The sequence below is a fragment of the Bacillus sp. ISL-4 genome (assembly GCF_018613275.1).
Taxonomy (GTDB): Bacteria; Bacillota; Bacilli; order Bacillales; family DSM-1321; genus Peribacillus; species Peribacillus simplex_E.
Genome location: NZ_JAGGQN010000047.1, coordinates 1 through 13,421, shown reverse-complemented (window position 1 = coordinate 13,421; position 13,421 = coordinate 1). Strand labels below are relative to the sequence as shown.

At 39.2% G+C, this 13,421-nt stretch carries 12 protein-coding genes; 8 read left to right on the top strand and 4 right to left on the bottom strand.

Annotation, left to right across the window (positions count from 1 at the left end):
* Positions 1 to 242 precede the first annotated feature (242 nt).
* From jag to rpmH, 4 genes are all read right to left on the bottom strand, one after another.
* A complete protein-coding gene (gene jag, locus J7J00_RS23455; protein ID WP_214795062.1) occupies positions 243 to 863 on the bottom strand; it encodes an RNA-binding cell elongation regulator Jag/EloR in 621 nt (206 codons plus the stop codon).
* Positions 860 to 1,648, bottom strand: coding sequence for a YidC family membrane integrase SpoIIIJ (gene spoIIIJ / locus J7J00_RS23450; protein ID WP_214795060.1), 789 nt, complete (start codon positions 1,646 to 1,648; stop codon positions 860 to 862). Before spoIIIJ ends, jag begins: the two co-directional genes overlap by 4 nt.
* 178 nt (positions 1,649 to 1,826) lie before the next feature.
* Positions 1,827 to 2,183 carry a ribonuclease P protein component gene (rnpA, locus tag J7J00_RS23445; RefSeq protein WP_061465923.1) on the bottom strand — a complete coding sequence of 119 codons (357 nt, stop codon included), beginning with the start codon at positions 2,181 to 2,183 and terminating at the stop codon, positions 1,827 to 1,829.
* An 80-nt stretch (positions 2,184 to 2,263) separates the two neighbouring features.
* A complete protein-coding gene (gene rpmH, locus J7J00_RS23440) occupies positions 2,264 to 2,398 on the bottom strand; it encodes a 50S ribosomal protein L34 (protein WP_034316183.1) in 135 nt (44 codons plus the stop codon).
* A 933-nt stretch (positions 2,399 to 3,331) separates the two neighbouring features.
* Here rpmH and dnaA point away from each other — a divergent pair.
* The 8 genes from dnaA (at position 3,332) to J7J00_RS23400 (ending at position 13,126) form a co-directional block, all read left to right on the top strand.
* Entirely contained in the window at positions 3,332 to 4,681 is a 1,350-nt protein-coding gene (gene dnaA / locus J7J00_RS23435; RefSeq protein ID WP_214795058.1) for a chromosomal replication initiator protein DnaA, read from the top strand.
* 193 nt (positions 4,682 to 4,874) lie between these two features.
* Positions 4,875 to 6,011: a DNA polymerase III subunit beta gene (dnaN, locus tag J7J00_RS23430; protein ID WP_214795056.1), complete on the top strand. Its 1,137-nt coding sequence runs from the start codon at positions 4,875 to 4,877 to the stop codon at positions 6,009 to 6,011.
* 220 nt (positions 6,012 to 6,231) lie between these two features.
* A complete protein-coding gene (yaaA, locus tag J7J00_RS23425) occupies positions 6,232 to 6,444 on the top strand; it encodes a S4 domain-containing protein YaaA (RefSeq protein ID WP_063234316.1) in 213 nt (70 codons plus the stop codon).
* Positions 6,445 to 6,465: 21 nt separating this feature from the next.
* Entirely contained in the window at positions 6,466 to 7,584 is a 1,119-nt protein-coding gene (gene recF / locus J7J00_RS23420; protein ID WP_214795054.1) for a DNA replication/repair protein RecF, read from the top strand.
* A gap of 12 nt (positions 7,585 to 7,596) precedes the next feature.
* Positions 7,597 to 7,860 carry an extracellular matrix regulator RemB gene (gene remB / locus J7J00_RS23415; protein ID WP_214795052.1) on the top strand — a complete coding sequence of 88 codons (264 nt, stop codon included), beginning with the start codon at positions 7,597 to 7,599 and terminating at the stop codon, positions 7,858 to 7,860.
* Positions 7,861 to 7,935: 75 nt separating this feature from the next.
* On the top strand, positions 7,936 to 9,861 hold the full coding sequence (gene gyrB, locus J7J00_RS23410; protein WP_214795177.1) for a DNA topoisomerase (ATP-hydrolyzing) subunit B: 1,926 nt from the start codon (positions 7,936 to 7,938) through the stop codon (positions 9,859 to 9,861).
* A gap of 96 nt (positions 9,862 to 9,957) precedes the next feature.
* Positions 9,958 to 12,510: a DNA gyrase subunit A gene (gene gyrA / locus J7J00_RS23405; protein ID WP_214795050.1), complete on the top strand. Its 2,553-nt coding sequence runs from the start codon at positions 9,958 to 9,960 to the stop codon at positions 12,508 to 12,510.
* Between the two features lie 385 nt (positions 12,511 to 12,895).
* Entirely contained in the window at positions 12,896 to 13,126 is a 231-nt protein-coding gene (locus tag J7J00_RS23400; protein ID WP_214795048.1) for a hypothetical protein, read from the top strand.
* Positions 13,127 to 13,421: the final 295 nt, after the last annotated feature.

Below are 13,421 nucleotides of genomic sequence, written 5' to 3'. Positions count from 1 at the left end.
AAGTAGATACTCCTGCTCTCCAAGAGTTATCCACATGCAATTAATCCATATTCTGTAATATTCATTTTAACTTATCCACATGTGAATAACAAATATCGCCCGCTTCCCTTTCCCTTTACGAATCAAGAGAATATAAAAAGAAATTTGTCAGTTATTGTTGAATTGATACTTAGAAAAAAAACATTCGACACACAACGATTTCATGGCCTAAAAAAAGAACCCCTGCTTAAAAAGCAGAAGGTTCATTTAAGTGGAGTAATGACCAAGTGGCGATATGGCTCAGTCCCACTTGAAGTTGTTTTTATTTTTGGATAATCCAAGAGGGCATTATGGATGACCTTACGTTCATAGGAAGGCATCGGCTCGAGTGAAACAGCTTTACCTGTTTTCATGGCTTTATTTGCCATTCTTTCAGCCAATTGGATTAAAGTGTCATTGCGGCGATTTCGATAATCTTCTGCATCTACAGTAATATTCAAAAACTGCTTCGAATATCGATTTGCAACAAGCTGCGCTAAATACTGAAGTGAATTTAGTGTTTGACCTCTTTTTCCAATCAATAATGCAATTTTATCACCTGATAAATGGAATGTTACGTTCTTCCCTTTACGAGTGACATCAATTTGTGCATCGACTCCCATTTCCACGCTGACATTCCTCAAAAACCCAAGTGTCTCTTCAATGGGATCTGCAGGCAATGTCACATGGACAATGGCCTTCCTTGCACCAAATAAACCAAAAAATCCTTTTTTGCCCTCATCTTCTATTTCAATCTCCACGCGATCTTTAGTGCTGTTCAGTTGAGCTAAAGCTAAATTTACTGCTTCTTCGACAGATTGTCCTGTAGCAGTTACCTTTTTCACTTTTTCTTTGCCCCTCCCGCGTTTTCCGCAGCTGCTTTTCTAAGATCCGGACCTTTGATGAAATATGTTTGAACGATACCAAAAAGGTTACCAACTACCCAGTAAAGAGAAAGAGCAGCGGGGAATTTAACAGCAAAAACAACAATCATGATTGGCATGATGTAAAGCATCATCGTCATTTGTGCCGCCATTTGTGGATTGGAGTTCATTCCAGCCATGGACATCTTTTGCTGAATAAAAGTCGTGATACCTGCAACAACCGGTAAAATATAATAAGGATCCGGGGAACCTAAATCAAACCAAAGAAAGCTATGTAAAGAAATTTCTTTCGTACGGCTGATGGCATGGTAAAATCCGATCAAAATCGGCATTTGGACCACTATAGGCAAACATCCCGCCAATGGATTCACATTATATTTTGAAAATAAAGCCATTGTTTCTTGCTGTAGTTTTTGTTGTGTGGCAGCATCTTTTGAGCTGTATTTTGCTTGAAGTTCTTTCATTTCAGGCTGAATGGCCTGCATAGCTTTCGAGCTTTTTACCTGTTTGATCATTAGTGGAAGTAATGCTAAGCGAATGATTAATGTAACACCGATGAGTCCCAAACCATAGTTCTCGCCAAATGCTTCAGAAAGCCAAATGATAAGGGCTGATAATGGATAGACAATGTATGAATTCCAAAAACCTTCACTTTCCGCAGTAATAGGTTCTTTAATTTCCGTACACCCTGCTAACAACATCATTATCGAGGCTAGTCCAATAATGAGTAATATTCGTTTTTTCAACCGTAATTTCCTCCTATCTGCAATCAATCTTTTTTGAAACAATTGTGAACTGTTCATTAGCGGCTCCCAAGGAAAAGCACTCCACTATTTTCACAGTTCCAATAGGAATTTTCTATGTCATCTTTTTCAAGTTAATACATGATCCGAGGAGTGCTTAGTATTCGGTATAAAGGGGACTTTATTGTTTTTTCATTTTAAAGTTTAGTGATTTAGAACGTTTCAGGACATGGATCAAGCTGCTTTTCACCTGAAAAAAGTCCATCTCCGCCGCTGGTTTTCTAGCAATCACAATATAATCCTTACCCACTTCTATATCTTCTTTCAATTCCAAAAACGCTTGCCTTATGTATCTTTTAATTTGGTTCCTTACAACGGCATTCCCGATTTTTTTACTGACTGAAAGGCCGATCCGAAAATAATCCTGACCTGGCTTTTCAAGGACATAGACAACAAATTGCCGATTAGCAGAAGATTCACCTTTTTTAAACACAAGCTGAAATTCGTCCTCTTTCTTAATCCTTAACTTTTTTTTCATTTTTACACCTTCATTACATGAATTGAGTCTCAGTAAATCCCTTATTTTGCGAAAAAAGACCACTGAGACTTTTCAGTGGTCTATGCAGATAATACTTTTCTGCCCTTACGGCGACGTGCAGCGATTACTCTACGTCCGTTTTTCGTGCTCATACGTGCACGGAAACCGTGAACTTTACTATGTTTGCGGTTATTCGGTTGATAAGTTCTTTTCATTATATGACACCTCCCTGAGGAATAACAGTTAAAGACAGTCTTTACAATTATATAGATGGAGGTTTCTACTTGTCAACCTCATCCATAAAAATATTTCATTTTTAATGCTCAATGTCCAGTAGGCCTTTTTTTACTACCTAGACTATTGTAAATGATTTTGCTCCGAACTGATATAGAAATTTTTGGGGAAAGGGAAATTTCCATCATTTTATCGATGAGCACGAATATGAAATTCGCAATGAATCCTCTCTTGATCGACACAACATTCGACAAATAAGTATGAATGAACCTGAATCACTTTCTATCTGTCACATGCATGTCTTCCAGCTTGAACAACTTGGTTCAAGTTAAATTAATTCGAGCCTATAATCACGGTCTGTGGATAAAATTCGACATGTTTTTTTCTATCCACAAACCATTTTATAGACTTTTGCACATAACAATGGCCTGTGGAAAAGTTTTTCCCACAAGCTCGGTAAGTTGTGGATAAAGTTTTCTAACCCATTGCAAGACGCCTGAATTTCTGATATTATATTTGTGTTTTCACTCTGAATAACTTTATCAACAGGGAACGTTTATCCACAGACTGTGTATAACTTGTGGATAGTTTATTCGACCTGTGTATATTAATCTGTCCACAGATGGTGGATATTGTCGAAAACCCTTTTTTCTTCTTTATTATATAATTCTTAAAATACCTGTTGATGAATAAACATTCAAATCTGCACTGGCTTACCAGATGTAGTCTGTACAAAGGTTGTACGGCGCAAGATATGGTTTTTAGGCACTTCACATTACACAACACAAAATCCTTTATACAGCTCACCGAACCTTTGCTGTCAAAATTAATATAAAGACGGCAATCGATGAGTTTATTTGTGCCTATACATTTAGATACAATCATTAAATTTTTTTTGCAAAGGAGGGATAAGTTTGGATAACATCGATAGCCTCTGGAACCAGGCGCTCGGAAAAATCGAAAAAAAAATCAGTAAACCAAGCTTTGAAACTTGGCTTAAATCAACCAAGGCTTATTTACTGCAAGGTGATACCTTAACAGTCACCGCTCCCAATGAATTTGCCAGGGATTGGCTTGAAGAACGCTATTCCCATCTTATTTCCGATGTATTGTTTGAACTTACCGGTGAGGAATTGGAAGCAAAATTCATCATTCCCCCCAATCAAGAAGATGGTGATTTTACCGTTCCTGTTCAGCCTAAAAAGATAAAAAAACAGGACAAAGAGCATGCTGCATTTCCGCAGCATATGCTGAATGCGAAAAATACCTTCGATACATTTGTCATCGGCTCCGGCAATCGTTTTGCCCATGCCGCGTCTCTCGCTGTCGCAGAAGCTCCGGCCAAAGCCTATAATCCCTTATTCATATACGGGGGCGTAGGTCTTGGAAAAACTCATTTAATGCATGCAATCGGGCATTATGTTCTTGAGCATAATCCGAATGCAAAGGTCGTTTATTTATCGTCTGAAAAGTTCACGAATGAATTCATCAACTCGATCCGGGACAATAAAGCCGGGGAATTCCGTGATAGATACCGAAGCGTGGATGTTTTATTAATTGATGATATTCAATTTCTTGCGGGAAAAGAACAAACTCAAGAAGAGTTTTTCCATACATTCAATGCGTTGCATGAAGAAAGCAAGCAGATTGTCATCTCGAGTGACCGCCCGCCAAAAGAGATACCTACACTCGAGGATCGCCTCCGTTCAAGGTTTGAGTGGGGCTTGATCACGGATATCACACCTCCTGATCTAGAAACGCGGATTGCCATATTGCGTAAAAAGGCAAAAGCTGAGGGCCTTGATATCCCGAATGAAGTCATGCTCTATATTGCCAATCAAATCGATTCCAATATTCGTGAGCTGGAGGGTGCACTTATTCGTGTCGTCGCCTATTCTTCATTGATTAATAAAGATATAAATGCCGATTTGGCAGCTGAAGCATTAAAAGACATCATCCCTAGCTCCAAACCTAAAATAATCACCATCTTGGAAATCCAGAAGACGGTCGGTGAACATTATAGTGTCAAACTTGAGGATTTCAAGGCGAAAAAACGGACAAAATCCGTAGCCTTTCCAAGACAGATTGCCATGTATCTTTCCAGGGAGTTAACGGACTCATCCCTGCCCAAGATAGGTGATGAATTTGGAGGTCGCGATCATACGACCGTTATCCATGCGCATGAAAAAATCTCCAAACTCATGCAAACGGACACCCAGCTTCAACGTCAGGTTAAAGAAATCCAGGACCAGTTGAGGGTATAATAGATTCTGGATAATGTGAATAACTGATGACTACTTACACACAGTCTGTCCACATGTGGATAGACTGTTTTTCCTTAGGTTGAGTGGACTTATCCACATATCAACAGGCCCTACTACTATTACTACTATCTTTTTTAATAAAAATTATTAATAAATATGCCTATTCGGCAATAAAAAAATTGGAGGATGAAACATGAGATTTATAATCCAAAGAGATCGATTAGTTCATGGTGTCCAAGAAGTAATGAAAGCAGTCACATCAAGGACGACGATTCCGATTCTAACGGGGATAAAAATAAGCGTTACTAGTGAGGGTGTCACTCTAACAGGAAGTGATTCAGATATCTCCATCCAATCATTCATCCCGGCTGAGGTCGACGGAGATGAGATTGTTGAAGTTAAAACTAGCGGCGGTATTGTCCTGAATGCCCGTTTTTTCAGTGAAATTGTCAAAAAGCTGCCGATGGATACTGTAGAAATTGAAGTGGAGAATAACTTTCAAACGATTATTCGCTCGGGTAAAGCTGAATTTAATCTAAATGGACTGGATCCTGAGGAATATCCACATCTTCCGATCATTGAAGAAGAAAATATTTTCAAACTTCCAACGGACCTTTTAAAGACCCTTATTCGCCAAACTGGCTTTGCAGTGTCCACGTCAGAAACACGCCCCATCTTAACAGGTGTAAACTTGAAGGTTCAAGATGACGAATTGACCTGTATTGCAACAGATAGCCATAGGCTTGCAATGAGAACAGCCAAAATAGAAAATAAAATTAACGGGACCTATAGCGTTGTAATCCCAGGTAAAAGTCTGAATGAGTTAAGTAAAATCCTTGATGATACAAACGAACTCATTGAAATCGTCATTACCGAAAACCAAGTACTTTTCAAAGCTGAAAATTTATTATTCTTCTCAAGACTGCTTGAAGGGAATTATCCCGATACATCACGCTTGATTCCATCTGATAGCAAAACGGATGTGACTGTTCACACTAAAGATTTTCTTCAAGCGATTGACAGGGCTTCTTTATTGGCGAGAGAAGGAAGAAATAATGTCGTCAAATTGACAACCCTGGAAGGCCGTATAATCGAAGTCTCTTCCAACACTCCTGAAATTGGTAAAGTAATTGAAGAGGTTCAGGCAGAAGCCATTGAAGGTGAAGACCTGAAAATCTCATTCAGTGCCAAATTTGTAATGGATGCTCTAAAAGCATTGGAAGGTTCCGATATAAAAATTAATTTCACAGGTGCAATGCGTCCGTTTGTCATTCGCCCGCTACATGATGATTCCATGCTGCAATTAATTCTCCCGGTAAGGACTTATTAAGCTAAAATAATATTTCAAAAAAATTAAAGGCTTGTATAGCAGGTCTTTAATTTTTTTATATTTAAATATAGGTTTCCAAAGGGTTTTTAGCGTTTTTTCAATGCTGTACGGAACGCTGAATCGCTAAAAACAAGAACTGAAAAAGCTATACTTTGTCTTAATGGGATTAATTTAGTAAAATGAAATATTAAAGACTACTTAGAAATGAGTGAGGCATGAAATGGACTCCATAAAAATCAGTACCGAATATATTACGCTTGGACAATTCCTGAAATTGGCCGATTTGATCCAAAGCGGGGGAATGGCGAAATGGTTCTTAAGTGAATACGAGGTCTACATTAATGGCGAATTAGACGTGAGAAGAGGCAGGAAATTAAGATCAGGTGATAAAATAGAGATTCCTGGATTTGGCACCTACACAATTACAAGCTAAAACATAAGGGAAGAGCGGAATATGTATATTGAAAATATAAGTTTAAAAAATTACCGCAACTATACCGAATTGAATCTGACTTTTGAGAATAAAGTCAATGTAATCCTGGGCGAAAATGCTCAAGGAAAAACAAATGTCATGGAATCCATTTTTGTTTTAGCAATGGCAAAATCCCATCGGACCTCAAATGATAAAGAACTTATTCGCTGGGATGAAGAGTATGCTAAAATAGAGGGAAGAGTTAGAAAGAGAAATACCTCAATACCACTTGAGCTGACCATTTCAAAAAAAGGGAAAAAGGCGAAGTGCAACCATATTGAACAAAGAAAGTTGAGTCAATATGTCGGAAATATGAATGTGGTCATGTTTGCGCCTGAGGATCTTAACCTTGTAAAGGGAAGTCCTCTAGTCAGACGCCGTTTTATAGATATGGAAATTGGCCAGGTTTCTCCCGTATACCTTCATGATATGAGCCAATATCATAAAATACTTCAACAAAGAAATCATTACTTAAAGCTTCTGCAGACCCGGAAACAAACGGATACGACGATGCTTGACGTGCTGACTGATCAATTTATTCAGTATGCAGCGAAAATTGTCGAAAGAAGATACGCGTTTCTTTTAAAGCTCCAGCAATGGGCAGAGCCGATTCATTCGGGGATCTCCAGAAATCTAGAAGTATTGAAAATCCAATATAAACCGTCGCTTGATGTATCAGAATCTATGGATTTGACGAAAATGATAGAAGTATACACAGAAAAATTTGATAAAATAAAAACAAGGGAAATTGAACGGGGTGTAACACTGGTAGGTCCTCATCGTGACGACCTGGTTTTTTTTGTGAATGATCGTGATGTCCAGACATATGGTTCACAAGGACAACAGCGTACGACTGCCCTGTCTTTGAAACTTGCCGAAATTGAGCTGATCCATGAAGAAATCGGCGAGTATCCCATTTTATTATTGGATGATGTGTTATCGGAACTTGACGATTTCCGTCAATCCCATTTACTGAATACGATACAAGGGAAAGTGCAAACATTCGTGACGACACCCTCCGTTGATGGAATCGATCATCAAACCCTAAGAGAAGCGTCCACCTTTTATGTTAGTCAAGGAAGTATAAAAAAGGTTAAATGATGAGGTGAATGTATGTATCTCCATATTGGTGAAGACATTCTTGTGAAAACGGACGATGTCATAGCCATTTTAGATAAGAAGCTGCTTCAGGCCTCTCCAATCATGAGTGAATTTTTGGAGAAAAAGTCTGATGTAACTTACCATTTAGCAAAAAACTCGGTTAAATCGATTGTAGTGACGGACAAACAGGTATATTATTCACCGCTTGCGTCGTCCACTTTGAAAAAGCGTTCACTGCAGTCATCGCTCTTAATCGATGATATAAATATTCTTTGAATTGTAGCTAAACGTTATAATTACTCCTGAAAATTGTTAAATGCCAAAAGAAAAGTGTAGGTGATACGGATGACAATGGAACAAAAAGAAGTACAAGCTCAGGCATACGATGAGAATCAGATACAGGTTTTAGAAGGCTTAGAAGCAGTTCGTAAACGTCCGGGGATGTATATCGGCACTACCTCTGCAAAAGGACTTCACCATCTTGTTTGGGAAATTGTCGATAATAGTATTGATGAGGCGCTAGCTGGTTTCTGTACGGAAATCAAAGTGACGATCGAAGAAGACAATAGCATAACCGTAGTCGATAACGGTCGGGGAATCCCAGTAGGCATCCATGAAAAAATGGGACGCCCAGCTGTAGAAGTAATCATGACGGTCCTTCATGCGGGCGGAAAATTTGGCGGCGGAGGTTATAAGGTTTCCGGTGGTCTGCATGGTGTTGGGGCTTCAGTAGTTAATGCCTTATCCACGGTATTGGAAGTTTACGTTCATCGTGAAGGTAAAATCCATTATCAGCAATTTAACCGCGGTGTTCCTAAAGAAGATTTGAAAATTATTGGGGAAACCGATCATACCGGAACGACTGTACACTTCATTCCTGACGGTGAAATCTTCACGGATACCTTGGAATATGATTTCGATACATTAGCCACACGAATCCGTGAGCTGGCATTCCTGAATAAAGGCTTGAAGCTGATCATTGAAGATAAACGTGGGGAAGAAGAGAAAACCAAGGATTTCCACTATGAGGGCGGTATCAAATCCTATGTTGAGCATTTGAACCGTTCAAAAGAGGTATTGCATGAGGAACCAATTTTCATGGAAGGCGAGAAAGATGGAATTTCTGTTGAATTGGCTCTCCAATATAACGACAGCTATATCAGTAATGTCTTTTCTTTTGCCAATAATATTCATACCTATGAAGGCGGTACACATGAATCAGGGTTCAAGACTGCTTTAACCCGTGTCATCAATGATTATGCACGGAAAAATGGTCTTTTAAAAGAAGCGGATGCCAACTTCTCAGGTGAAGATGTCCGGGAAGGTTTAACGGCAATCATTTCGATTAAGCATCCTGATCCACAATTTGAAGGCCAGACGAAAACCAAGCTCGGAAACTCTGAAGTAAGAACGGTTACTGATTCCATTCTTTCTGAACGACTTGATGCCTTCTTATACGAAAATCCTGCCGTGGCCCGGAAAATTGTAGATAAAGGGCAAATGGCAGCGAGAGCCCGTATGGCAGCGAAGAAAGCACGTGAATTGACCCGAAGGAAAAGTGCTTTGGAAGTATCCAATCTACCAGGTAAATTGGCAGATTGTTCTTCTAAGGACCCGAGTATCAGTGAATTGTACATCGTTGAAGGAAACTCGGCGGGAGGCTCGGCAAAGCAAGGACGGGACCGCCATTTCCAAGCCATTCTGCCGCTAAGGGGTAAAATCCTGAATGTTGAAAAAGCGCGATTGGACAGAATCCTGCATAATGAAGAAATAGGTACGATCATCACAGCTCTTGGAACAGGCATTGGTGATGAATTTAATACCGAAAAAGCTAGATACCATAAAATTGTTATCATGACCGATGCGGATGTTGATGGTGCCCATATCAGAACGCTGATGTTGACATTCTTCTACCGTTATATGCGAAAAATTATCGAGTATGGATATATATATATTGCTCAGCCGCCACTTTTCAAGATTCAGCAAGGGAAAAAAGTGGATTATGCTTATAATGACCGCGAGCTTGACGAAATCATAGCAAGTTTGCCAAGTACTCCCAAGCCTAACCTGCAGCGTTATAAAGGGCTGGGGGAAATGAATCCAGAGCAATTGTGGGAAACGACCATGAATCCTGAAACTAGAACGCTGCTTCAAGTCAGTTTGAAAGATGCTGCCGAGGCAGATGAAACTTTCGAGATGTTGATGGGCGATAAGGTAGAACCACGACGTAACTTCATTGAAGAAAATGCAATTTATGTAAAAAATCTCGATATCTGATTTTTTGACAGGATGCTTTTTACATCCTGTTCTTTACATAGTGAACGAACAGTTAAAACTAAATGAGATATAAGCTTTTTATAGGAGGTTGGCTCCATGTCAGAAAATGAAAGATCAGGTGTAAAAGAAATAAATATAAGTACCGAGATGCGGACATCGTTTTTGGATTATGCGATGAGTGTTATCGTGTCTCGGGCTTTGCCTGATGTAAGGGACGGTTTAAAACCGGTACACCGAAGAATTCTTTATGCAATGAATGATCTTGGAATGACTTCGGATAAACCATTTAAAAAATCTGCCCGTATTGTCGGGGAAGTAATCGGTAAATATCACCCGCATGGTGATTCAGCCGTATATGAAACGATGGTACGGATGGCGCAGCCTTTTAACTATCGCTATATGCTTGTCGATGGTCATGGAAATTTCGGTTCAGTCGATGGAGACCAAGCTGCCGCAATGAGGTACACAGAAGCAAGAATGTCAAAGATTTCGATGGAATTGCTTCGTGATTTAAATAAAGATACGGTTAATTTCCAAGATAACTATGATGGTTCAGAAAGAGAACCAGCCGTTATGCCAGCCCGTTTCCCGAACTTGTTAGTGAATGGATCATCTGGTATAGCAGTAGGAATGGCAACCAATATTCCACCCCATCAATTAGGCGAGGTAATTGATGGCGTATTGGCTTTAAGCAAGAATCCTGAAATTACAATTCCTGAGTTGATGGAATATATCCCTGGTCCGGACTTTCCGACAGCAGGTTTGATTTTAGGGAGAAGTGGAATCAGAAAGGCCTATGAAACCGGAAAAGGGTCAATCATTCAACGTGCGAAAGTCGAGATTGAAGAGAAACCCAATGGTAAACAGGTAATCCTTGTTAAGGAAATCCCTTATCAAGTGAATAAAGCAAGATTGATTGAAAAAATTGCAGAACTTGCTCGAGATAAGAAAATCGAAGGCATTACCGACTTACGGGATGAGTCGGATCGCAACGGCATGCGTATTGTCATGGAGCTTCGAAAGGATGTTAATGCAAATGTCCTTTTAAACAACCTGTATAAGCATACCGCGATGCAGACCACCTTCGGAATCAATCTGCTTTCTTTGGTGGACGGTCAGCCTAAAGTGCTGAATTTAAAACAATGCCTGCACTACTACTTGGAGCATCAGCAGGTAGTCATACGGCGCAGGACTGAATTTGAATTACGGAAAGCGGAAGCTCGCGCCCATATTTTAGAAGGTTTGCGCATTGCACTTGATAATTTGGATGCGGTCATTTCGTTGATCCGCGGTTCCCAAACGACAGAAATTGCCCGTGAAGGCTTAATGACACAATTCTCACTTTCCGAAAAACAGGCGCAAGCTATCCTTGATATGCGTTTACAACGCTTGACAGGTCTGGAACGTGAAAAAATTGAAGATGAATATCAGGCATTAATGGCTATAATTGCAGAATATAAAGCAATTCTTGCTGATGAGGAAAAGGTTCTTGAAATTATTCGTGAAGAGCTTCTTGAAATTAAAGAGCGTTTTGATGATAAACGGAGAACTGAAATCACATTAGCCGGATTTGAAAGCCTGGAAGATGAAGATTTAATCCCAGAGGAAAATATAATCGTGACACTTACGCATAACGGTTATATTAAACGCTTGCCTGCAACCACATACCGCAGCCAAAAACGCGGGGGGCGCGGAATACAGGGTATGGGAACGAATACAGATGACTTTGTCGGTCACTTGTTAACCACATCGACTCATGACACTCTATTATTCTTCACCAACAAAGGTAAAGTCTATCGTTCCAAAGGATATGAAATACCTGAATATGGTAGAACGGCAAAAGGATTGCCGCTTATCAACTTGTTGGAAGTCGATAAAGGCGAGTGGGTCAACGCAATCATACCTGTGAAAGAATTTGCTGACGATTGGTATTTATTCTTCACGACCAGACATGGGGTATCAAAGCGTACACCTTTGTCTTCTTTTGCAAATATCCGTAATAATGGTTTAATTGCCCTAGGTTTACGTGAAGATGATGAATTGATTTCTGTCCGTCTTACGAATGGAGAGAAACAGATTATAATTGGAACGAAGTCCGGGATGATGATTCGTTTCCCTGAGACGGATGTACGGACAATGGGACGTACTGCAGCGGGAGTTAAAGGGATTTCCTTAAGGACGAATGATGAAGTTGTCGGAATGGAAATTCTTGAAGATGATGAAGAAGTCCTGATCGTTACGAAAAACGGCTATGGAAAACGGACCTCTGCGGAAGAATACCGTATTCAAAGCCGTGGAGGCAAAGGAATAAAAACATGTAATGTCACTGAGAAAAATGGTGAACTTATAGCCGTGAAAACAGTTACGGGTGTAGATGAAGATTTGATGCTGATTACAGCAGCTGGTGTATTAATCCGAATGGAAGTCGAAGGCATTTCTAAAACGGGCCGTAATACACAGGGTGTTAAGCTCATCCGACTCGAATCCGCTGATAATGAATATGTTTCGACGGTAGCCATCGTAGGAAGAGAAGAGGAAGAAGAAGAAGAAAATGACATGGATATAGAAACGGTCACGACTCCAGATTCTGATTCTGAACCTACTGTAATTGAAGAAAATGAAGAAACTGAAAAAGATACGGAAGAATAATCTTTCCACAAAAAAAGACCCAGGCAATTGAGCGGGGTCTTTTTTTTGTGCTTAAGATGAATTTCAAACTAATTTCATGAGTGTTCGAATTTGAGTAAAAAGACTTATCATATTCAGGGGATTCAAAATGAAAATGCTAATAAATTGAATTTGTTTAGGCATTTAATCATAAAAAAAGGATAGTTTATACCATTTTTTTCAAGTATAGGTAAGCGTTGAAAAAAATTTGATTGATGGAAAGAGATTTCTGCCGAAAGAAGTAATGGATCCAGAATGGGATTAAATGGAAGAGTCATCGGATTTTACGGATTTTTATCTTAAGTCGGTATAAACATATAAACGGTTATTTAAAAATTGGCAAGCGGGCAGTATAGTCGAGGTGGCCATGATTCGTTTAATCATGGTTCTCCTTATGGACAAGGCTTTTAAAACTCTGTTATCAAGCTTCGCTAATTTTTTCATAGGAAGCAGGGTCAAACTGAACAATGGATTCATTGCTGAAATCATTTTTATTGATGCCGGCTCGGAAACAAGACCGGTCATAAAGGTGATCGATAGTGAGCAAATTATCAATTTAGTGATTAATCGGGAATTATATATAGAAGAAATATTATAATGTTTAAAGAAGAAATTTACTCTTAAAAGGTAAGCTTTTTCAGCTTGATCAGGAGTGCAGTCATAGTATTTGAAATCTATGAATTCATGTATATTATTTATTTTAAACTAACTATTGCTTTTATTCCTGATACTAGATATAATAACTAAGTCGACAGCGAAAGAATAAAGTTGTTGACAAAATATAATATAGTTGATATATTATTAAAGTCGTTTCCAAACGAACGACACAAATTGCTCTTTGAAAACTGAACAAAACAAAGCGCCAACGTTAAATTTTAAGTGAGCACACACTA